Annotated in this window: 21 protein-coding genes; 9 read left to right on the top strand and 12 right to left on the bottom strand. The window is 74.3% G+C overall.

Annotation, left to right across the window (positions count from 1 at the left end; genetic code table 11):
- Positions 1–972 (top strand): ribose-phosphate diphosphokinase, encoded by a 972-nt coding sequence (locus PH191_RS08745; RefSeq protein ID WP_274194697.1) that lies wholly within the window; start codon positions 1–3, stop codon positions 970–972.
- Positions 973–981: 9 nt separating this feature from the next.
- A complete protein-coding gene (locus PH191_RS08750; protein WP_274194231.1) occupies positions 982–1,605 on the top strand; it encodes a class I SAM-dependent methyltransferase in 624 nt (207 codons plus the stop codon).
- 81 nt (positions 1,606–1,686) lie between these two features.
- On the opposite strand, the gene PH191_RS08755 is transcribed toward PH191_RS08750, so the two are convergent.
- Positions 1,687–2,334 carry a class I SAM-dependent DNA methyltransferase gene (locus tag PH191_RS08755; RefSeq protein WP_274194232.1) on the bottom strand — a complete coding sequence of 216 codons (648 nt, stop codon included), beginning with the start codon at positions 2,332–2,334 and terminating at the stop codon, positions 1,687–1,689.
- A gap of 174 nt (positions 2,335–2,508) precedes the next feature.
- On the opposite strand from PH191_RS08755, the gene PH191_RS08760 reads away from it, so the two are divergent.
- The gene (locus PH191_RS08760; RefSeq protein ID WP_274194233.1) at positions 2,509–3,210 is read left to right on the top strand and encodes a 50S ribosomal protein L25/general stress protein Ctc; all 702 of its coding nucleotides are present in this window, start codon (positions 2,509–2,511) and stop codon (positions 3,208–3,210) included.
- 9 nt (positions 3,211–3,219) lie between these two features.
- On the top strand, positions 3,220–3,810 hold the full coding sequence (gene pth, locus PH191_RS08765; protein WP_274194234.1) for an aminoacyl-tRNA hydrolase: 591 nt from the start codon (positions 3,220–3,222) through the stop codon (positions 3,808–3,810).
- A 10-nt stretch (positions 3,811–3,820) separates the two neighbouring features.
- Here the strand turns inward: pth and PH191_RS08770 are convergent, their stop codons facing one another.
- From PH191_RS08770 to PH191_RS08780, 3 genes are read right to left on the bottom strand one after another with little or no spacing between them, the layout of a single operon-like run.
- A complete protein-coding gene (locus PH191_RS08770; RefSeq protein ID WP_274194235.1) occupies positions 3,821–4,465 on the bottom strand; it encodes a response regulator transcription factor in 645 nt (214 codons plus the stop codon).
- Positions 4,456–6,183: a sensor histidine kinase gene (locus PH191_RS08775; RefSeq protein ID WP_274194236.1), complete on the bottom strand. Its 1,728-nt coding sequence runs from the start codon at positions 6,181–6,183 to the stop codon at positions 4,456–4,458. The genes PH191_RS08770 and PH191_RS08775 overlap by 10 nt, the downstream gene beginning before the upstream one ends.
- Before the next feature lie 23 nt (positions 6,184–6,206).
- Positions 6,207–6,575, bottom strand: coding sequence for a LytR/AlgR family response regulator transcription factor (locus PH191_RS08780; protein WP_274194237.1), 369 nt, complete (start codon positions 6,573–6,575; stop codon positions 6,207–6,209).
- A 110-nt stretch (positions 6,576–6,685) separates the two neighbouring features.
- Here PH191_RS08780 and PH191_RS08785 point away from each other — a divergent pair, with 110 nt between their 5' ends.
- Genes PH191_RS08785 through PH191_RS08795 form a run of 3 tightly spaced genes read left to right on the top strand, consistent with a single transcriptional unit; the run spans position 6,686 to position 8,603 of the window.
- Positions 6,686–7,234 carry a DUF6653 family protein gene (locus PH191_RS08785; RefSeq protein ID WP_274194238.1) on the top strand — a complete coding sequence of 183 codons (549 nt, stop codon included), beginning with the start codon at positions 6,686–6,688 and terminating at the stop codon, positions 7,232–7,234.
- On the top strand, positions 7,231–7,980 hold the full coding sequence (locus PH191_RS08790) for a CPBP family intramembrane glutamic endopeptidase (RefSeq protein ID WP_274194239.1): 750 nt from the start codon (positions 7,231–7,233) through the stop codon (positions 7,978–7,980). Before PH191_RS08785 ends, PH191_RS08790 begins: the two co-directional genes overlap by 4 nt.
- Complete coding sequence (locus tag PH191_RS08795) at positions 7,938–8,603, top strand: hypothetical protein (protein ID WP_274194240.1); 666 nt, start codon at positions 7,938–7,940, stop codon at positions 8,601–8,603. The genes PH191_RS08790 and PH191_RS08795 overlap by 43 nt, the downstream gene beginning before the upstream one ends.
- Here the strand turns inward: PH191_RS08795 and PH191_RS08800 are convergent.
- The 6 genes from PH191_RS08800 to metG form a co-directional block, all read right to left on the bottom strand.
- Entirely contained in the window at positions 8,551–10,332 is a 1,782-nt protein-coding gene (locus PH191_RS08800; protein WP_274194241.1) for an ABC-F family ATP-binding cassette domain-containing protein, read from the bottom strand. The two genes, PH191_RS08795 and PH191_RS08800, sit on opposite strands and share 53 nt — an antisense overlap.
- Positions 10,333–10,442: 110 nt before the next feature.
- The gene (locus PH191_RS08805) at positions 10,443–11,447 is read right to left on the bottom strand and encodes a 4-(cytidine 5'-diphospho)-2-C-methyl-D-erythritol kinase (protein ID WP_274194242.1); all 1,005 of its coding nucleotides are present in this window, start codon (positions 11,445–11,447) and stop codon (positions 10,443–10,445) included.
- A gap of 32 nt (positions 11,448–11,479) precedes the next feature.
- A complete protein-coding gene (gene rsmA, locus PH191_RS08810; RefSeq protein WP_274194243.1) occupies positions 11,480–12,367 on the bottom strand; it encodes a 16S rRNA (adenine(1518)-N(6)/adenine(1519)-N(6))-dimethyltransferase RsmA in 888 nt (295 codons plus the stop codon).
- Positions 12,368–12,398: 31 nt separating this feature from the next.
- Positions 12,399–13,931 (bottom strand): resuscitation-promoting factor, encoded by a 1,533-nt coding sequence (locus PH191_RS08815; protein WP_274194244.1) that lies wholly within the window; start codon positions 13,929–13,931, stop codon positions 12,399–12,401.
- 292 nt (positions 13,932–14,223) lie between these two features.
- Entirely contained in the window at positions 14,224–15,138 is a 915-nt protein-coding gene (locus PH191_RS08820; protein WP_274194245.1) for a TatD family hydrolase, read from the bottom strand.
- On the bottom strand, positions 15,131–16,930 hold the full coding sequence (gene metG, locus PH191_RS08825) for a methionine--tRNA ligase (RefSeq protein WP_274194246.1): 1,800 nt from the start codon (positions 16,928–16,930) through the stop codon (positions 15,131–15,133). Before metG ends, PH191_RS08820 begins: the two co-directional genes overlap by 8 nt.
- Positions 16,931–16,991: 61 nt before the next feature.
- Between metG and PH191_RS08830 the strand changes: the two genes are divergently transcribed.
- The gene (locus PH191_RS08830) at positions 16,992–17,537 is read left to right on the top strand and encodes a cysteine hydrolase family protein (RefSeq protein ID WP_274194247.1); all 546 of its coding nucleotides are present in this window, start codon (positions 16,992–16,994) and stop codon (positions 17,535–17,537) included.
- On the opposite strand, the gene upp is transcribed toward PH191_RS08830, so the two are convergent.
- Together upp and PH191_RS08840 are read right to left on the bottom strand one after the other, a co-directional pair.
- Entirely contained in the window at positions 17,534–18,163 is a 630-nt protein-coding gene (gene upp / locus PH191_RS08835) for a uracil phosphoribosyltransferase (protein WP_274194248.1), read from the bottom strand. The two genes, PH191_RS08830 and upp, sit on opposite strands and share 4 nt — an antisense overlap.
- A gap of 24 nt (positions 18,164–18,187) precedes the next feature.
- A complete protein-coding gene (locus PH191_RS08840) occupies positions 18,188–19,102 on the bottom strand; it encodes a haloalkane dehalogenase (RefSeq protein ID WP_274194249.1) in 915 nt (304 codons plus the stop codon).
- Between the two features lie 113 nt (positions 19,103–19,215).
- On the opposite strand from PH191_RS08840, the gene PH191_RS08845 reads away from it, so the two are divergent.
- Positions 19,216–20,580 carry a primosomal protein gene (locus PH191_RS08845; protein WP_274194250.1) on the top strand — a complete coding sequence of 455 codons (1,365 nt, stop codon included), beginning with the start codon at positions 19,216–19,218 and terminating at the stop codon, positions 20,578–20,580.
- Positions 20,581–20,585: the final 5 nt, after the last annotated feature.

Below are 20,585 nucleotides of genomic sequence, written 5' to 3' on the forward strand. Positions count from 1 at the left end.
ATGTCGTCGATCCCGAAGAAGAGCCTGATGCTCTTCTCCGGGCGGGCACACCCGGAGCTCGCGGAGGAGATCGCCAAGGAGCTGGACGTCACCATCACGCCCCAGCAGGCGTACGACTTCGCGAACGGCGAGATCTTCGTCCGCTTCGAGGAGTCGGTGCGCGGCTCCGACGCGTTCGTGATCCAGAGCCACACCGATCCCATCAACCAGTGGATCATGGAGCAGCTCATCATGATCGACGCCCTGAAGCGGGCGTCGGCCAAGCGGATCACCGCCGTGGTGCCGTTCTACGGCTACGCCCGCCAGGACAAGAAGCACCGCGGCCGCGAGCCCATCTCGGCCCGCCTCGTCGCGGACATGCTCAAGACCGCCGGCGCGGACCGGATCATGACGATCGACCTGCACACCGACCAGATCCAGGGCTTCTTCGACGGTCCCGTCGACCACCTGCTGGCCAACAAGGTCCTCGCCGAGCACCTGCGCGACACCTACGCCGACCACGAGCTCGCCGTCGTCGCCCCCGACTCCGGTCGCGTGCGCGTCGCCGAGAAGTGGGCCGACATGCTCGGCGGCGTCCCGCTGGCCTTCATCCACAAGAGCCGCGACAAGACCAAGCCCAACGAGGTCGTCGCCAACCGCGTGGTCGGCGAGGTCAGCGGCCGCACCTGCATCCTCGTCGACGACATGATCGACACCGGCGGCACGATCGCCAAGGCCACCGAGGCGCTGCTGGCGGACGGGGCGACGGACGTCGTCATCGCCGCCACCCACGGCGTGCTCTCCGGGCCGGCCGTCGAGCGCCTCTCCACCTGCGGGGCGCGCGAGGTCATCATCACGAACACCCTGCCGATCCCGGACTCCAAGCGCTTCCCGGCGCTGACCGTCCTGTCGATCGCCCCGATCATCGCCCGCGCGGTGAAGGAGGTCTTCGAGGACGGTTCGGTGACGAACCTCTTCGACGGGAATGCCTAACCTGGGCCCATGAACCTGTGGTCCGAGCACGTCGTCCCACGGGTCACCGACCTCGCGCTCGGCACCGCCGATGTCCGGGCCGTGCGCGCCCGGGCCGTGGAGCGGGCACGCGGTGAGGTCGTCGAGCTCGGCTTCGGCAGCGGGCCGACGCTGCCCCTCTATCCGGCGGCGGTGACCTCGGTGCGGGCCGTCGAGCCCTCGGCGGTGGCCCGCCGTCTCGGGGCCCGCCGGATGGCCGCCACGTCGATCCCGGTCCGGTTCGTCGGCCTCGACTCCTCCGATCCCTCAGCCGACCTCGACCTCCCCGACGCCACCGCCGACACGGTCGTCAGCACCTTCACCCTCTGCACGATCCCGGACGTCGAGCGCGCGCTGCGGGAGGTGCGCCGCGTCCTGCGCCCCGGCGGGGTCTTCCTGTTCCTCGAGCACGGCCTCTCGCCCGAGCCCTCGACCGCCCGCTGGCAGCACCGCCTCGACGGCCTCCAGCAGCGCCTGTTCGCCGGCTGCCACCTGACCCGGCCGATCGACGTCCTCGTCCGTGACGCCGGCCTGACCGTCACCGACCTGGAGCACGAGAGCCTGCGCGGCCCGGGGCCGATGTCGTACCTCTACCGGGGCGTCGCGACGCCCTGAGGGCGCTGGCGGGCCCGACGTCCCGGAGCGAGGGTCACCCCGACTCCGTGGGACGCAGTCAAGGCGTCCCTCGCTCCGACGTCAGCCGCGCCGGCGGGCGATGACGGCGCCCTGGGGCGTCCTCGACGCGGCACTCTCCGGCTCCGGCGGGCGCACCACGCGGGCGACGACGTCGAAGCCCGCGCTCTCGAGGAGCGCGACGACGTCGTCGGGCTGCAGGCGGCGGAAGTCGAGCGAGACCCGGTGCCCGAACGCCTCGTCGTGGTGGGACACGTCGTCCCCGATCTGGAAGCCCAGCAGGAGGTGGCCGCCGGGGCGCAGGACGCGGTGGAACCCGCGGACCACGGCCGGCAGCTCGGGCGGCGGGATGTGGATGATCGAGTACCACGCCACGACCCCGCCCAGCGCGCCGTCGGCGACGTCGAGAGCAGCCAGGTCGCCCACCTCGAACGGGATCCAGGGGTAGGTCCTCCGCGCGAGCGCCACCATGGCGGGCGACAGGTCGATCCCGCGGACCCGCGGGCCGAGCCCCTGGAGGTGGGCGGCCACCTCGCCCGGCCCGGAGCCCGCGTCGAGGACGTCGGAGTCCCCCACCATCTCGGCGAACGCGCCCAGGACGGCGCGGTCCATCACCGTGCGGGCGAGCTCGGCGCCGAACAGCTCGGCGTACGGCTCGGCGATGGCGTCGTAGCCGGCACGCGTCGCGGCGCGGTCCGCGGGTTCGTCCACGGCCACGCACCCTAGGAGCGGGGTCCGACAGAGCCACCGGTATCGTGGACCACGCACTTCGGCGAGGGTCGGCTCTCGAGAGCCGACCGTCATCGACGCGGTGCGGCCGTCCCCGGCGTCCCGGGTGGGCCGCGCGCGGCGCGCCGACCCAGGACGAACCGCAGGAGACGCACCATGGCCGACACCCGCATCGCAGCGGAGACCCGCACCGAGTTCGGCAAGGGTGCCGCGCGTCGCACACGTCGCGCCGGCAAGGTCCCCGCCGTCCTCTACGGCCACGGCACCGACCCCGTGCACCTCTCCTTCGACACCGTCGAGTTCGCCGCGGTGCTGCGCGAGAACGGGCGCAACGCCCTGCTCACCATCACGGGCCTCGAGGGTCAGCCGCCGATGGCGCTGGCCAAGAGCATCGTCCGCGACCCCATCAAGGGCTTCTTCGAGCACGTCGACCTCGTGCTCGTCCGGCGCGGCGAGAAGGTCCAGGTCGACGTCCGCCTCGTCCTCATGGGCGACGCCGCCTCGGGCACCCTCGTGTTCCAGAACGAGGACACGCTGACCATCGAGGCCGACGCGACCAACATCCCCGAGGAGATCCCGGTCGTCATCGAGGACGCCGAGATCGGTACACAGATCAACGCCGGGGACATCCGCCTGCCCGACGGCGCCGAGCTCGTGACCGACGCCGACATCCTCGTCGTCAACGTCACCGAGGCGCCGACCGAGGAGGCCATGGAGGAGGAGATCGACGCCGAGGGCGCCGGTGTCGAGGAGGACGCGTCCGAGGACGAGGCCGCCGAGACCGGCGAGTCCTCCGAGGCCGCCTCCGGCGACGGGTCCGGCGAGGGCGCCGAGGCCTCCTCCGCCGACGAGAGCTGACCTGCCCGCGTGAGCTCTCCCGCTGCCCGGCCCGACGGCCCCCTGCTGGTCGTCGGGCTGGGCAACCCCGGCCCGGACTACGACGGCACCCGGCACAACGTCGGGTTCCTCGTCGTCGACGCCCTGGCCGGACGGATGGGCAGCCGGTTCTCGGCCCACAAGCGCTCCGGCGCCGACGTGGCCGAGGGCCGGCTGGCCGGCCGGCGCGCGGTGCTGGCGAAGCCGCGCGGCTACATGAACCTCTCGGGCGGGCCCGTCGCCGGTGCCGCCCGCTTCTTCTCGGTGCCGCCCACCGAGGTGATCGTCGTGCACGACGACCTCGACCTCGAGTTCGGCGTCGTGCGCCTCAAGCGCGGCGGCGGCGAGGGTGGCCACAACGGGCTGCGCTCGATCTCCAAGTCGCTCGCCACGAAGGACTACCTGCGCGTGCGCTTCGGCATCGGCCGCCCGCCCGGACGCCAGGACCCCGCCGACTACGTGCTCAAGCGCTGGTCGGCGGCCGAGCGCAAGGAGCTCGACGTCTCGGTCGAGCTGGCCGCCGACGCCATCGAGGCGCTGGCCGTCGAGGGCCTGGAGCCGGCGCAGAACCGGTTCCACTGAGCCCTCCGGCTCAGGAGCGCAGGTACGCCAGCACCGCGAGCACCCGCCGGTTGTCGTCCGCGGCGGCGTGCAGGCCGAGCTTGGTGAACGCGGAGCGCGCGTAGGCCTCCACCGTCTTCTCGGACAGGTGCAGCCGGTCGCCGATCCCCGCGTTGGAGCGCCCCTCGGCCATCACGGCCAGCACGTCGCGCTCCCGCTCGGACAGCGTGTCGAGCGGGTTGCGCACGCGCCGGCGCCCCACGAGCTGCGCCACCACCGACGGATCGACGACCACGCCGCCCGCGACCACGCGCCGCAGGGCGTCGGTGAGCTCCTCGACGTCGGCGACGCGCTCCTTGAGCAGGTAGCCCGCGCCGCCCGCGTCGGCCTCGACCAGCGCCACGGCGTAGTGCGGCTCCACGTGCGCCGACAGGACGAGGACCCCGACGGCGGGGTGCTCGGTCGCGAGGGTGCGCGCGGCGTCGAGGCCCTCGGTGGTGTGGGTCGGCGGCATCCGGATGTCGACGATCACCGCATCCGGCGGGTCCGCGCGCACCGCCGCGAGCAGCGCCTCCGCGTCGCCGACCTCGGCCGTCACCTCGACCCCGCGGTCGGCGAGCAGGCGCGCGAGGCCGCCCCGGAACAGCGCCGCGTCGTCCGCGACCATCACCCGCACGGCAGCGTCGCCGTCACGCGCGTCCCGCCGCGGGCGGGGCTCGACACCGCGAACCGCCCGCCCACGGCCGCGACCCGGTCGGCGAGACCCCGCAGCCCGGAGCCGTCGGCGTCCGCGCCGCCGCCGCCGTCGTCGACGACGTCCACCCGCAGGCCGTCCCCGTCGGCGACCACGTCGACCGCCACGCGCGACGCCGACGCGTGCTTCGCGGCGTTCGTCAGCGCCTCGGAGACGACGAAGTAGCAGGCCTGCTCCACGGCCTCCGGGGGCCGCTGCCCCGGGACCGCACCGAGGACCACCGGCAGCGACGCCCGTTCGGCGAGCGAGGCCAGCGCCGGCCCGAGACCCTCGTCGGTGAGCAGCGGCGGGTAGATGCCGCGGGCGAGCTCCCGCAGCTCCGCGAGCGCGCCGGCGAGCTCGTCGCCGGCCTCGGCGAGCAGGGCGTCCAGCTCCTCCGGCGATCCCGGGCCGAGGCGGGCGCGGGCCAGGCGCAGCGCCAGCCCGACGGCCACGAGGCGCTGCTGGGCGCCGTCGTGGAGGTCCCGCTCGACCGCCCGGCGCGCGCCGTCCGCGGCCTCCACCAGCCGGGCCCGCGACGCGCGCACCTCGCGCAGCTGGTGGCGGACCTGGGCGTGCAGGCGCTCGTTCTCCACCGCGAGCCCCGCCCCGGCGGCCACGGCCTCGACGAGGTCCGGCTCGCCGCTGAGCACGGGGTCGTGCAGCAGCACCGCGATCGGGCGGCCGTCGCGGACGAGGTGGGCGACGGCGCGGTCGGCGCGCGGGGCGACCTCGACCGGGTGACCCGCGGCGTCGACGTAGTCGTCGGTGCCGGGCAGCCGATAGGCCACCTCCGCCGACGGGTCGTGCAGCGTCCGCGCGACGACGCTGCGCAGACGTCCGGGCTCCGCAGGCCCGTCCCCGAGGTCGACGACGAGCCGGCCGACGCCGGAGCGGTCGAGCCGGCTGCGCAGCAGGCCCAGCAGCAGCGCGACCGGCCACACGACCAGGACGACCTGCGCCGACCACGCGAGGACCACCCCCGCGGACGGGGGCAGGACCAGCAGGATCGCGGTGCGCTCGACGAGCAGGGTGGCGACGACGACGGTGCCGCCGACCAGGCCCGGGGTCAGCGCCCGGCGCTCGGCGACCCCGGCCGCGCGCCATCGCGACCACACCGAGACCAGGAGCGCCACCAGCAGCACGACCACGACCGCCTGCACCACGAGGTCGACGGGCTCGGGGGTGGACCCGCCGTTCGACGGGGCGATCACGAGCCCGTGGGGCGGCGGCCCCTCGCCCCGCCCCCGCTGCGCGCCGAGGGCGAGGAAGACCGCGTCCAACGGGGCCGAGAGCAGGTAGCCGACGACGACGAGGACCCGCTGGGCGGGGGTGGTCGTCCGGCCCGTCGGGAACGTGACGAGCAGGTGCACGAACAGGCTCAGCGAGACCGAGCCCAGCAGCACGCCCGCGACGAACGCCGGCGTCGTGTCCACCGCGAGCAGGAAGCGGGCGAGCCACGCGAACCCGAGCAGCACCATGAGCAGGCCGGTGCGGCTCGCGGGCCTGCGCCGCCGGGCGACCAGACCGACCCCGACGAACGACCAGCCGACCGCGAGGTTGAGCACCAGCGTCGGCGCGACCAGCTCGACCGGGACCTCGTAGCCCCCGCGCACGAGCGCCGCCGCGGCCCCGACGCCGGCCAGGACCGCCGCCGTCACGACGAACCACTCACCCCACCGCCTCACGGCGACCCGCTCTCTCCCAGGACATCCCGGAGCGCGTCCCCCGTCAGCTCGTGTTTCGCGATGAACCCGCGCGCGGGGCTCGCGTCCACACGCGGTCCGTAGTCACCTCGTGACCGGCTGGAGACGAGCACGACGGCGGGCGCGTCCTCGTCTCCGGCGAGCACCTCGGCCACACCGAAACCGTCGAGGTCCGGGAGCCGGATGTCCAGCAGCACGACGTCGGGCGCGAGCGAACGGACCGCCACGAAGGCGTCCGCCGCGTCCCCCGCCTCCCCGACGACGTCGAAGCCCTCGGCCACCAGCAGGCGCCGCGCGAGCGAGCGGAAGCTCGCGTGGTCATCGACGATCAGCACCCGGGCGGTCACGCTCCGGAGGCTGGCACCGTCACGGGTACGCCGGATACGGGGACAACCCTGGCGATCCGCGAGGGTCAGCCTGCTGGTCCGTCCCCCGGCGCGCGCGGACCCTTCTCGCCATGACGACGTCGACGCCCGAGGGCCGCATCGCCGGGCTGTTCGGTCTGCGGGGCGAGCAGTGGATGCGCCACGCCAACCCGTGGAGCGTCTGGGTCCGCTTCTCCGTGCTGCCGCTGATCGCCCTCGCGGCGTGGAGCCGGGTGTGGATCGGCTGGTGGGCGGTGCTCGCCGGCGCCGGCGCGCTCGTGTTCATGGTCGTCGAGCCGCTGCTGTTCCCCCCGCCCCGCTCCACCCGGAACTGGGCGTCGAAGGGGGTGTTCGGCGAGCGCATCACAGCCGAGGGCGCGAGGCGGGACATCCCCGCGCAGTTCCGGACCTCACGGGTCCCGATGATCACGACCGTCTGGCAGACGACCGGGCTCGCCGTCCTCGTCGTCGGCCTCGTCCGCCTGGACCTCCTGCTCACCCTCGCCGGGCTGTTCCTCTGCGTGTGCGCGAAGGCCTGGTACATCGACCGCGCCGTGCTGCTCTTCGAGGACGTCAAGACCCGGGACCCGGAGTGCGCCGCCTGGGAGTACTCCACCCCCGACCCGAGGAGCTCCTCGTGACCGCCGTCCGGAACCACCCCCTCGTCACGTTCTTCGTCCTGACCTTCGTCATCGCCTGGGGCTTCGTGCCCTTCGGCTCGTTCGGGGCGTTCGCCCCGCTGATCGCCGCGCTGATCGTGGCGCCGATCGCCCGGGGACGGGCCGGCCTGGTCGAGCTCGGACGACGTCTCGTGCGGTGGCGCGTCCGGTGGTACTGGTACGCGCTCGCGATCGGGGTGCCGGTCGCCGTGCACCTGGTCGCGTACGCGCTGGACGGCACCACCGTGACCGTCGCGGCCGGCACGGTCCTGCTGATGTTCCTGCTCCGCGTGGTGGACCCGACCGACGGGCCCCTCGGCGAGGAGCCGGGGTGGCGGGGATTCGCCCTGCCCGGGATGCAGACCCGGCTCTCCCCGCTCGCCACCACCGCGATCCTCGCCGTGGTGATCACCGTGTGGCACCTGCCCCTGGCGTTCCTCGAGGGGGGTGACCTGGGCTCGAACGTGGCGATCATCGTCGTGGGCACCGTCGCGGTGACGTTCTGGTACACGTGGCTGTTCAACCACACCGGCGGCAGCGTCCTGCTCGTGGTGATCGCCCACGCCGCCGAGGGCGCCGTCGAGCACCAGGGCCTGCTCTACATGGTCGTGTGGCTGGCCGTGGCGGTCGTCCTCGTCGTCGTCGACCTGAGGTCCTGGCTCCGACCCGCGCCCGTGGACGCGACGTGGGCGCCGGACGTCCCGACGACGACCGCGCGGGCTGTGTGATGGAGGACCTCGTCCTCGCCCGCTGGGCGGGCCCGCTCGCGATCGTCGCCGGCGCGCTCCTCGTCCTCACCGACCTGGGCCGGCTGCTCGGCGGTCGCGGACCCGTGGCCCTCACGACCGACCCGTTCACGATCGTCGTCAACGCCGGCTACGCGGTGGCCTTCGCCGCCCTCGCGGTCGCGCTGGTCGCGGTCTACCTGCGTCACGCCCGTGCCGCCGGGGGCTTCGGGGCGCTGGCGTTCGTCGTCGCCCTCGTCGGCGTCGTCGAGTTCGGCGGCAACATGTGGTTCGACGGCTTCGCCGCGCCGTGGATCGCGGAGGTCGCGCCGGCGGCGTTCGCCGCCGAGCGGACGGCCGTCCTCCTCACGGGTGCGCTCACGAGCTACGTGCTCTTCGGGCTCGGCTGGGTGCTGGTGGGGGTGTCGGTGCTGCGGGCGCGCGTGTTCCCGCGGGCGATCGGGGTCGCGTTCGTCGCCAGCGGCGTGCTGGGCCTCGGGGCGGGTGCCGCGCCGTTGGGGGCGCCGGCGGGGCTGACGTTCCTGGTGCTGGGTGTGTGGCTGGTGCGGTCGGTCAGTCGACCGCGTTCTCCAGCCACGCCTCCTCCAGCTGCTCCCGCTCGCTGACCAGGGCCCGGAGCTCGGCGTCGAGCTCCTGGAGCCGGCCCGGCTCGGTGGCCGCCGCGGCGAGCTTCTCGTGCAGCTTCTTCTCCTGGCTGTCGATCTTCTCCAGGCGTCGCTCGATCCGCGTCGCCTCCTTGCGCGCGGCGCGGCGCTCCGCCTCGCCACGGGGCGCCCCGTGGCCCGGCGCCGACGACGCGGAGATCGACGGGGCCGCGGGCTGGCCCGCGCGCCGGCGCAGGTACTCGTCGATGCCGCCCGGGAGGTCGGTGATCTTCCCGTCGCCGAAGAGCGCGACGGCGCGGTCGCAGACCCGCTCGGTGAGGTAGCGGTCGTGGCTGACGACGACGAGCGTGCCGGGCCAGCCGTCGAGGAGGTCCTCGAGCTGCTGGAGGGTGTCGACGTCGAGGTCGTTGGTGGGCTCGTCGAGCAGCAGGACGTTGGGCTCGGTCATCAGCAGCCGCACGAGCTGCAGGCGCCGGCGCTCGCCGCCGGAGAGGTCGGAGACGGGCGTCCACTGGCGGTTCGCGGGGAAGCCGAAACGTTCGGCGAGCTGCGAGGCGGTCTGCTCGTAGCGCCCGATCGTCACACGCTCGGCGATGTCCTCGACGGCCTGCAGGACGCGCCGGTGCATCGGCAGGTCGGCGAGGTCCTGCGAGAGGTGGGCGAGGCGCACGGTCGTGCCCTGGATGCGCTGCCCGCCGTCGAGCGCGCGCTCGCCGCCGACGGCCCGCAGCAGCGTCGTCTTGCCCGAGCCGTTGATCCCGACGATGCCGATGCGGTCGCCGGGGCCGATGCGCCAGGTCTGGCGGTTCACCAGCGTCCTGCGCTCCCCTCCCTCCTGGCTGCCCACAGTGAGTGTCGCGTCCTCGAGCTCCACGACCGTGCGCCCGAGGCGGTGCTTGGCCATCGTCACGAGCTCGACGGTGTCGCGCGGGGCGGGCACGTCGGCGATGAGCGCCTCGGCGGCCTCGACGCGGTACTTCGGCTTCGACGTGCGCGCCTGCGGCCCGCGCCGCAGCCACGCGAGCTCCTTGCGGGCGAGGTTCTGGCGGCGCTGCTCGGCCGCGTCCGAGAGCCGGGCGCGCTCGGCCCGCGCGAAGATCCAGTCGCCGTAGCCGCCCTCGTACTGCTCGACGTGCCCGTCGACGACCTCCCAGGTGCGCGAGGCGACCGTGTCGAGGAACCAGCGGTCGTGCGTGACGACGACGAGCGCGGTGCGGCGGGCGAGCAGGTGCTCGGCGAGCCAGCCGATGCCCTCGACGTCGAGGTGGTTGGTGGGCTCGTCGAGCACCAGGAGGTCGAGGTCCTGCACCAGGGCCGCACACAGCGCGATCCGCTGGCGCTCGCCACCCGACAGCCCGTCGACCGACGCGTCGAGGCCCCGGTCGCCGCCGGGACGCAGGCCCTCGACGACCGCGCGGCTGCGGGCGTCGGCGGCCCACTCGTGATCGGGGACGGGCCCGCCGAGCACGGCGTCGCGGACCGTCGCCCCGGAGAGCTGCGTCTGCTGGCTGACCAGCGCCATCTGCAGCCCGCCGACGGGGCTGCGGCGGCCGCCGTCGGGCGTCAGCGTCCCGGCCAGCACCTTCACCAGCGTCGACTTCCCGCCGCCGTTGCGGCCGACGACGCCGATGCGGTCACCGGTGTCGATGCCGAGGGACACGCCGTCGAGGACGGGCTTCGGTCCCCCGAAGCCGATCGACACCGACTCGAGGTTGACGAGGTTGGGCACGGTTTCCAGTCTCCAGGAGCGCGAACGGGGAGTTCGTGCGCGTCGAAGCAGCGAGTCAAGGGGAGCACGCCGATAGGTCGTTCGTTGCGGAACAGCGGGGGCAGGACAGGTCAGGCGTAGGCGCCCGGACCGGGGTCGAAGCTGGGCGGGGGCGGGCCGGCGGGGCGGGGGCCACCGCCGTCGGTGACGCGCGCACCCGGTACGGGGCCGTGGGCGACGCGGACGGTGCGGCACACGCCGGCGCCGGCGAGCTCGGCGGCGACGCGCACCGCGGCGTCCTGGCCGGCGCACAGGAACACGCACGTGGGCCCGGAGCCCGAGACCACGCCCGCGAGCGCGCCCGCGTCGACCCCGGCGCGCAGGGTGCGGCGCAGGCCGGGGTCGAGGCTCACGGCCGCGGCCTGCAGGTCGTTGCCGAGCAGCAGCGCCAGCGAGCGCGCCTCCCCCGAGGCCAGTGCCTCGAGGACGGGCTCGACGTCCCCGACTCGCCGGGGTGCCTCGGGCCGGTCGCGCAGGCGGTCGAGCTCGGCGAAGACGGTGGGGGTGGACAGGCCGTGGTCGGCGACCGCGACCACCCAGTGGAAGGTGTGGCGCGAGAGCACCGGGACGAGCCGCTCGCCGCGCCCGGTGCCGAGCGCGGTGCCGCCGTGCAGGGCGAAGGCGACGTCGGAGCCCACCTCGGCCGCGACCTCCATGAGGTCGTCCCGCCCGAGGTCGAGCCGCCAGAGCGAGGAGGTCGCCAGCAGCGCACCGGCGGCGTCGGCGCTGCCGCCCGCCATGCCGCCGGCGACCGGGATCGCCTTGCGCAGACCGATGCGGACGTCGGGGGTGCGGTCGGCGCGACGGGCGAGAGCCTCGACCGCGCGCCAGGCCAGGTTGGTGGTGTCGGCGGGCACCTCGGAGGCGTCGACCCCATCGATCGGGGAGACGGCCACGCCGGGCTCGACGGCCCCGGGCACCGCGGGGGTCACGGACACCTCGTCGGTGATGCTCAGGGCCTGGAAGACGGTGACGAGGTCGTGGTAGCCGTCGGGTCGGAGATCGCCCACGGCCAGGTGGAGGTTGATCTTGGCCGGGACGCGGACGGTGACCGGCGGTCCGACGGCGGAGAGCACCCGTCCAGGGTACGGACCGCGCGCGACCGACCTCAGGGACCGGACGTGACGGGGGCGGCGTGCCGGCCCGCGCGGGCGATCGCGGTGAACGCGGCCACGTCCAGCGCCTCCCCGCGAGCCCCGGGATCGACCCCGGCGGCCCGCAGCACCGCCTCCGCGGCCGGTGCCGAGCCCGCCCACCCCGCGAGCGCGGCCCGCAGCGACTTCCGGCGCTGCGCGAAGGCCGCGTCGACGACGGCGAAGACGTCCTCACGGTCGGCGCCGCCGGTGTCGGCCCCGTCCTGCCGGTCGTGGCGGGTGAACCCCACGAGGCCCGAGTCGACGCCGGGCACCGGCCAGAACACCGCGCGCGGCACCGGGCCCGCCCGCCGCGCGTCGGCGTACCAGGCGAGCTTGACCGACGGGGCCCCGTAGGCGCGCTCGCCCGGCCGGGCCGCGAGCCGCTCGGCGACCTCGGACTGCACCATGACCAGCCCCCGGCGCAGCCCCGGGAGGGCCGCCAGCAGGTTCAGCACCACGGGCACGGCGACGTTGTAGGGGAGGTTCGCCACCAGGACGTCCGGAGCGAGCGGGAGGTCGCCGGGGGCGATCCGCAGGGCGTCCGCGGTGACGACCCGCAGGTCGCGGCCGGGTGCCCGCTCGGCGGCCGTCGCCGGCAGCCGGTCGGCGAGCACCGGGTCGATCTCGACGGCGACCACCGCGCGTGCGGCCTCGAGCAGCGGGAGGGTCAGCGACCCGAGGCCCGGGCCGACCTCGAGCACGACGTCGTCGGCACCGATCCCGGCGAGACGGACGATGCGGCGCACCGTGTTGGCGTCGTGGACGAAGTTCTGACCCAGGCGCTTGGTGGGTCGCAGGTCGAGCTCCGCGGCGAGAGCCCGGACGTCACCCGCCCCGAGCAGGCGCGCCGGACTCGTCACACGGTCATTGTCACCCAGGGGGCGCGACCGACTACTTGCGGCCGCAGACCGGCCAGGCGCCGTAGCCGCCGCGGTCCTCGCGGACGCGCTCGGCGACCGCGATCTGCTCCTCGCGGGAGGCCTGGTGCGGCAGCGGAGCGAACTCGTCGCCGTCGTAGGCACGCCACGTCGAGCGGTCGAACTGCAGGCCGCCGTAGTAGCCGTTGCCGGTGTTGATCGACCAGTCGCCGGTGGCCTCACAGCGGGCGATGCGGTCCCACTTGGCGGCGTTGCTGACCGCGGGCGCCGAGGACTTCGGCTTGGTGCCGCGGGCCATGACGCCGCCGACGGCCTGGCGGGTCACGCGGGACTCGCCGACCTGCGTGCGGCCGGTCTCGGCGCCGTTGGTGGCGTTGACCGTCCAGGTGACGACCTCTTCGCCCGCGGTCCCGGCCTGCTGGACGCGGGTCTTGCCCTCGTCGAGGTCCGGGTCGTCGACCGTGCGCATCGGCGGCGCGATCGGACGGGTCTCGGTGACCTGGCTGACCGTGTTCCGGGTGACGGTGATCGTCGAGCCGCCGGCGAGGGCGTCGCCGCCGGCGACCGTGTCGGTCGGGCTGAGCGCCAGGCCGTTCTGCGCGAGCAGCTCGGGGGCGTTCAGCGCGGTCGTCGTGACCTGGCGGGGGGCGGCACCGCCGTCGATCAGCGTGACGGTCTTGGGGACCCGCACGTCGAGGTTCATCCCGTTGACCGGGATGGCGGCGTTCATCGGCGCCGAGGCGACGATGCTGTTGGTCGGGAGGCCGAGCTGAGCGAGCGCGTCGGCGACCGTGCGGGCCGTCGTCGTGATCGTCTGCGGCCGGCCGTCGACCATCAGCGCGACGTCACGCGAGCGGTTGATGACGAGGTGGTCGCCGTCGTGGACGTCGGCGTTCGGGCCGGGGGCGAGCTGGTCGGCCGGGCCGAGCTCGATGTCGGCGCTGTCCAGGGCGCCGGCCACGTCGCCGGAGAAGGTGTGCACGACCTGGTCGACGCCGTCGACCGTGACCGTGACCTCCTTGTCCAGCGCCACCGCGGTGCTGCCACCGGCGGCGACGGCCAGCAGGGCCACCGCCACGCCACCCTTGACCGCGTTCGAGCGGCGCTTGGTGTCGGTGGTCAGGCGCTCGGGGTCGTCGAACGAGGTGAGCCCGGCGGGGGCGGCGCCGTCGAGGGTCCCGTCGACGTCCTGCGCGCCGGTGAACGACTCGAGGTCGTTCCACTCGTCGAGGTCGTCCAGGGCGATCGCGCCGTCGGCGGCCGTCGCGTCGCCGGTGGTGGCGATCGGCAGCGGGCCGGTGATGTCGTCGAACCAGCCCGGGGCCTCGCCGGTGTACCCGGTGTCGTAGCCGAACTCGTGGGCGGCGTCGTAGCCGTAGTCCGAGGCGTACTCGTCCGCCGCGTAGCCCTGGTCAGAGCCCTGGTCGGCGCCGGCGTACCCGTACCAGCCGCCGTGACCGTCGGAGACGATCGGCAGGCCGGCGGTGTCGTCGCTGTCGGTGTACGAGCCCGCGCGTCCGCGGGCGGTCGCGGTGTCGGCGCTCATCGGGCGTCGACCGCCGCGACGAGCGAGGAGGACCTCAGGGCCAGCAGGGAGCGCACAGACACGGGGGAGTCCACATCGTTCGTACTTCCGGGCAGGAACCGCGCCCTGGGGAGTGCGTCACGACCTCGTGACGTCCTCCCTGTGGTGGGGACCTGGGGAAGTCCTCATCACGCGGGCCTCGGGGGTGGTTCCATCCCGGCGAGTCACAGCACGGTAACGAGTTGGGTGTCGCCACCATCAAGCCGACACGACCGTGTTGCGCCGAACGGCGTCCCGGCGACGACGAGCGTGCCTACTCTGCGCTCTCTCGTGCGACGGAGAGTGAAGGTTGAGGCTGTTCGGCCAACCGGAAGGCCCGCCGGGCGTTGTCTGCGCTGATCTGGGCCAACCGCTCCGCGGGCTCGTCACGGAGCTCCGCGAGGTCCCGCACCGTGTGGGGGACGACGTAGGGCTCGTTCGGCCGACCGCGGTACGGATGCGGGGTCAGGAACGGGGCATCGGTCTCGACGAGCACGAGCTCGGCGGGCAACCGGACCGCCGCTCGTCGCAGCTCGGCGGCGTTGGCGTTCCGGAAGGTCGCGGTGCCCGACAGCGACGCGTACCAGCCCTCCCGCGCACAGCGGTCGGCGAGCGCGACGTCGCCGGAGAAGCAGTGGAAGACCGTGGTCGGCGGCGCACCCTCGGCGGCGAGGACGTCGAGGATCGCGTCGTGGGCGTCGCGGTCGTGGATCACCAGCGGCAGGCCCGTGCGCTTCGCGAGGTCGATGTGCCACGCGAACGCCTCGCGCTGGACGTCGAGCGGTGCGCAGTCCTCGCGCCTCGTCGTCCAGTAGTCGTCGAGCCCCGACTCCCCCACCGCCACGACGCGGGGCTGCGCGGTCAGGTCCTCGATCGCGGCCCGGGCGTCGTCGGTGAGGTCGTTCGACCGCGTCGGGTGCAGGCCGACCGCCGCGAACACCCGCGGGTCGCTGTCGGCCGCCCACGCCGCCCAGCGCGCGGAGGCGAGGTCATCGGCCGTCGTGACCATCGCCGAGACGCCCGCGCTCGTGGCGCGGTCGAGGACCTGTGCGAGGACCTCGGGGTCGCGCGCCCCGCAGGCGTCGAGGTGGGTGTGGGCGTCCACCACGCCGACGTCCCCGAGGGGCTCGGGGACAGGCGGCGGCACCCTGTCGGCGTGCTGTCCTGATCTGCTCGAGCCTCTACCCATCGGTCGCGATGGGCGCCCACGACGGCCCGGTCTCGCCCAGCGACGGGTCGAGCTTGGCGAACAACGGCGTCGGGCGCTCCAGGGGCCGGCCCACCGGGATCGGGGTCGACGCCCAGCGCGCCTGCTCGGAGGCGTAGTCGCCGGTGAGCACCGAGTGGCTGGTGCCGAGCTCACCGGACACGCCCGCGTCCTCGCGGTGCGGCTGCTCCGCCCACACCCCGGTGCCGCCGAGCGCCTCGTGCACCTTCTGCGCGGCGTGGGGCAGGAACGGCGTGAGCAGGGTGTTCGCGTCCTGCACGACCTGCAGGGCGGTGTGCAGGATCGTGTTGCGGCGCGCCGGGTCGTCCTTGCGCTTCCACGGCTCCTGGTGCGACAGGTAGGCGTTCGCCTCGCCGACGATGCGCATCGCCTCGGAGATCGCCTGCTTGAACCGCGAGCGCGCGAGGTGGGCGCCGACGGTGTCGAACGCGGCCCGCGACTGCGCGAGCAGGGCCTCGTCGGCCGGGTCCGGCGACGTCGGCTCCGGGATCGCGCCGACGTTCTTGAACGCCAGCGAGATCGAGCGGTTGACGAGGTTGCCCCACTCGTTGGCCAGCTCGAAGTTGGTGCGCCGGACGAACTCGTCCCAGGTGAAGTCGCTGTCCTGGTTCTCCGGGCCGGCGACCGCGATGAAATAGCGCAGCGCGTCGGGCCCGAACTCGCGCAGGAAGTCGCCGACGTAGATGACGGTGCCGCGGCTGGTGGAGAACTTCGAGCCGCTCATCGTCAGGAACTCGGAGCTGACGACCTCGGTGGGCAGGTTGAGACGGCCGAACGGCCCGACCTCGCCGCCGCGGTCGCCCTCCCCGTTGTGCCCGAGCAGGATCGCGGGCCACATCACCGAGTGGAAGGTGATGTTGTCCTTGCCCATGAAGTAGAACGACTGCGCGTCCGGGTCGCACCACCACTGCTTCCACGCGTCCGGGTCGCCGGTGCGCTGCGCCCACTCCACCGACGCCGACAGGTAGCCGATCACGGCGTCGAACCAGACGTAGAAGCGCTTCATCGGCTGGTCGTGCCAGCCGTCGAGCGGGATGCGCACGCCCCAGTCGAGGTCGCGGCTGATCGCGCGGGGCTTGAGGTCGTCGGCCAGGCGCTTGCTGAAGTTCAGGACGTTCGGCCGCCAGTGGGTCCTGGTCTCGAGCCACGACCCCAGCGACTTCGAGAACGCCGGCAGGTCGAACAGCAGGTGCTCGGTCTCGACGAACTGCGGGGTCTCGCCGTTGATCCGGCTGCGCGGGGTGATCAGGTCGGCGGGGTCGAGCTGGTTGCCGCAGTTGTCGCACTGGTCGCCGCGCGCGCTGGGGTAGCCGCAGATCGGGCACGTGCCCTCGATGTAGCGGTCGGGCAGGGTCCGGCCGGTCGACGGGCTGATCGCGCCGAGGGTCTTCTCGGTGCGGACGTAGCCGTTGTTCCACAGCGCGCTGAAGAGGTCCTGGGTGACGCGGTGGTGGTTGTCGGTGCTCGTGCGCGTGAACAGGTCGTACGACAGGCCGAGCCCGACGAGGTCGTCCTGGATCACCCGCGAGTACTTGTCGACGAGCTCGCGGGGCGTCGAGCCCTCGGCGTCGGCCTGCACCTGGATCGGCGTGCCGTGCTCGTCGGTGCCCGACACCATGAGCACTCGGTTGCCGACCATCCGCTGGTAGCGCGAGAAGACGTCGGAGGGCACACCGAACCCGGACACGTGGCCGATGTGCCGCGGGCCGTTGGCGTAGGGCCACGCCACGGCGGTCAGCACGGGAACGCTCATGGCTCCATCCTCCACCGACGCGCCACCTCGATCGTCAGGGCATCCGGGGCACACTGCGCCGGTGCCCGACGCCCTGCTGGTGATGGACTTCCAGGCCGGCTTCCTGGACCTGTTCGACGAGTCGGAGCCGGTGGTCGCGCGGGCGGCGGCGGCGCTCGAGGCCACCCGACGCGCGGCCGGTCCGGTGGTGCACCTGCGCGTGGCGTTCCCGCCCGACGGCCCACCCGTGCCGCGCGCCAACCGGATGTTCGGCGAGCAGTTCCGCGGCCGGATGGTCGAGGGGACCGACGACGTCGCCGTGCCGGACCGGCTGGCCCCGCGGCCGGGCGAGCCGGTGGTCACGCGGCGACGGACCGGGCCGTTCGCCGGGTCGGACCTCGCGCCCGTGCTGCGCGGGCTCGGGGTCGACGGGCTGGTCCTGTGCGGCGTCTCCACCGGCGGCGTCGTCACGTCGACGGTCTGCGCCGCGGCCGACGAGGACCTCGCCCTGACGGTGCTGTCGGACGCCGTCGGCGATCCCGATCCCGATCTGCACGCCGCCCTGCTCCGGGGCCTCCTCCCCCAGCACGCCCGCGTCGTGACGGTGGCGGAGCACCTCGGTCGCTAGGGCATGGCGCCGAACTGGCGGTCCCCCGCGTCCCCGAGCCCCGGGACGATGTAGCCGTGCTCGTTCAGCCGCTCGTCGACGGCGGCCGCGACGACCGGGACGTCCGGGTGGGCCTCCGCGAGGCGCGCGATGCCCTCGGGCGCGGCCACCAGACAGACGGCGGTGACGTCGTCGGCGCCGTGCTCGACGAGCAGGTCGATGGTCCCGGCCATCGACCCCCCGGTGGCGAGCATCGGGTCGAGCACGAGCACCGGGCGCCCGGCGAGGTCCCCCGGCAGCGAGGCCAGGTAGGTCGTGGGCCGCAGGGTCTCCTCGTCGCGCGCCATGCCGACGAAGCCCATGATCGCGCCGGGCACCTGGGCGTGGGCGGCCTCGGCCATCCCCAGCCCGGCGCGCAGCACCGGGACCAGCACGGTCGGCGTCGCGAGCTCGGCACCCGTCGTCGTGGTCACGGGCGTCCGAATCTCCACCGGCCGCGTCGGGGCGTTGCGCATCGCCTCATAGACCACCATCGCCGTCAGCTCCCGCACCGCGGCGCGGAAGGTCGACCTGTCGGTGGTCTCGTCGCGCAGGGTGCTCAGCCGGACGTCGACGAGCGGGTGGCGCACGATCCGCGGCTCGGGCATGGCGACGAAGGCTAGACAGCCTGATCAGCGCGGCAGCGACGCGGTGAACTCGGCGACGACCCGGCCCAGCTCGGCGCCGCCGTCCTCCTGCAGGAAGTGGCCGGCGTCCTCGATGGTCGGGTGCGCGCGCCCGGCCGCCCCCGGGATGTCGTCACGCAGGACCGGGGCCATGGCGCCGGTGATCGGGTCGGAGTCGGAGAAGGCGACCAGGAACGGCTTCCCGAAGCGCCGCAGCTCCTCCCAGGCCGCCCGGTTGGGCCCGTTCTCGGGGTCGTCGGGACGGGTCGGGACGAGCAGCGGCATCGCCCGCGGCCCCGCCTTGAACGTCTCGTCCGGGAACGGGGCGTCGTACGCCGCGCGGTCGGCGTCGGCGAGCCCGCGCACGCAGCCGGACGCGACGAGGCGGCCGACGTCGAGGACCTGCGCCTTCTCGACGGCTCTCCGGAACTGCCACCAGACGGCCGGCATGTCGTGGTCGCCGGTCGGCAGGCCGGTGTTCGAGGCGACGACGCCCGCGTAGCGCTCGGGCTCGGCGGCGACGAGGCGCAGCCCGATCAGCCCGCCCCAGTCCTGGCCGAGCAGGACGACGTCGCGCAGGCCGAGGGCCGCGACGACCTCGGTGGTCCAGGCGACGTGGCGGGCGTAGCTGTGGTCGGCGATCGCCGCCGGCTTGTCCGACCGTCCGAAACCGACCATGTCGACCGCCACCGCCCGCAGACCGGCCCCGACCACGGCGTCGACGACGTGGCGGTAGAGGTACGACCAGGTCGGTTCGCCGTGGAGCATCAGCACCGCCGGGGCGTCGTCCGGACCCGCCGCGTAGGTGGCGACGCGGATCGCCGCCCCGCCGTCGGGGTTCCCCACCTCCACCCAGCGCGGGGCGAGCGGGAAGCCCGCCAGGTCGTCGAAACGGTCGTCCGGCGTCCGCAGGAGGTCCATGGGTCCAGCGTGTCAGCCGACCGGGGGTACCGCGCCGGTACGGGCAGGTCACCGGCGTCGTCATAGGGTGCCCGCGCACCCCCTTCTCCACGGCTCGCGGAGGCCCGCCCGGTATGGCGCAGGACATCATCCCGATCACGCTGGCGCTCACCGCCGGTGACCTCGTCACGCTGTGGGCCCCGAGGTGGCGCCAGGACGGCGAGGAATGGGAGGCCTTCCTCGGCGACGACGACGCGTTGTTCGCCTTCACGGACGCCGCCGACCTCGCGGCCTGGATCGCGACGGCGGAGTCCTCGGGCCAGGAGCACGACCTCTCCGACCACCCCGCCTGGCCGGTGGTCGTGAAGCTCTCGGTCGACGAGCTGACCCCGGAGGACGTGCAGCGCTACGACGTCGTCGGCGTCCCGGAGCTCGTCGCCGAGGACCCCGACACCTGGACCCTGGACGACCTCGCCGAGGTCGCCGCCATGTGCCGCTCGCTCGCCGACGTCTGCGACCTGGCGGTCGTGCACGAGGTCCTCGACGCGACGCCCGCCTTCGCGGCCCTCACCGCCGGCCCGCCCGCGTTCGCCGGGCGCGACGGCGCGGCGCTGTGGGCCGAGCTCGCCGAGGTGGTCGACGAGCGCTGGGACGAGGTCGTCGACGCGCTCGACGCGATGATCTCGAGCCCCGAGGTGGACGAGGAGCTGGCCGCCCGCCTCCGCGCGACCGCCACGCCGCCGGCCCCGGCGGGTGACCGGGACGCGGACCCCGAGGGCGAGCCCGCCGCGCCGTCCGAGGACGCGCAGAACGACCCCGAGGACCCGAGCGCGGTCGTCGACGACCCGCAGGACGCACCGGATGACGCGCCGGACGAGCTCCGCGAGGACACCGCGGGCGAGTCCCTGCGCACCGACTTCGTCGACGAGGCCGAGGAGCCTCCGCCGGGCTTCTGGGAGGAGGTCGGCATCGACCCGATCGCGATCACCACGTCGGACGGCGAGGTGATCACGCTGCGGTGCTACCTCGACGATGAGCCCGTCTTCCTCGGCAGCGGCCGGCAGATCGACGTGTTCTCCTCGGCGCGCGCGCTGCGCACCTGGATCGCCGGGGAGGGCGCGGAGGGCCACGACCTCGCCGACGTCTCGACCTGGGGGGAGGTCGTGTCCGCCGCGACCGGCGGCGACCTCGAGATCGAGATCGCGCCGGAGAACCGGTACGTGCTCGCCGGCCTGGGCGACGACCTCGGCGAGGGTCCCGACGTCGTCGACGCCGAGCAGCTCGAGCTCGCCGTCGAGCTGATCGTCGACGCCGCGACGTGGGCCGGGGACACCCGCACCCGCGAGGACCTGGCGCCCTCGGAGAGCCTCGGGTGGCTCGTGTCGTTCGTCGTGCGCCCGGACCCGACGCGCCTGACACCGTCGCCGCCGTTCGACCGTGAGGCCGCCGCGTGGCGTGCTCTCGAGGACCGTTTCCTGGGGCGGCTGCGGCAGCACTGAACGCC

Source organism: Actinomycetospora callitridis (assembly GCF_028737265.1).
GTDB lineage: Bacteria > Actinomycetota > Actinomycetes > Mycobacteriales > Pseudonocardiaceae > Actinomycetospora > Actinomycetospora callitridis.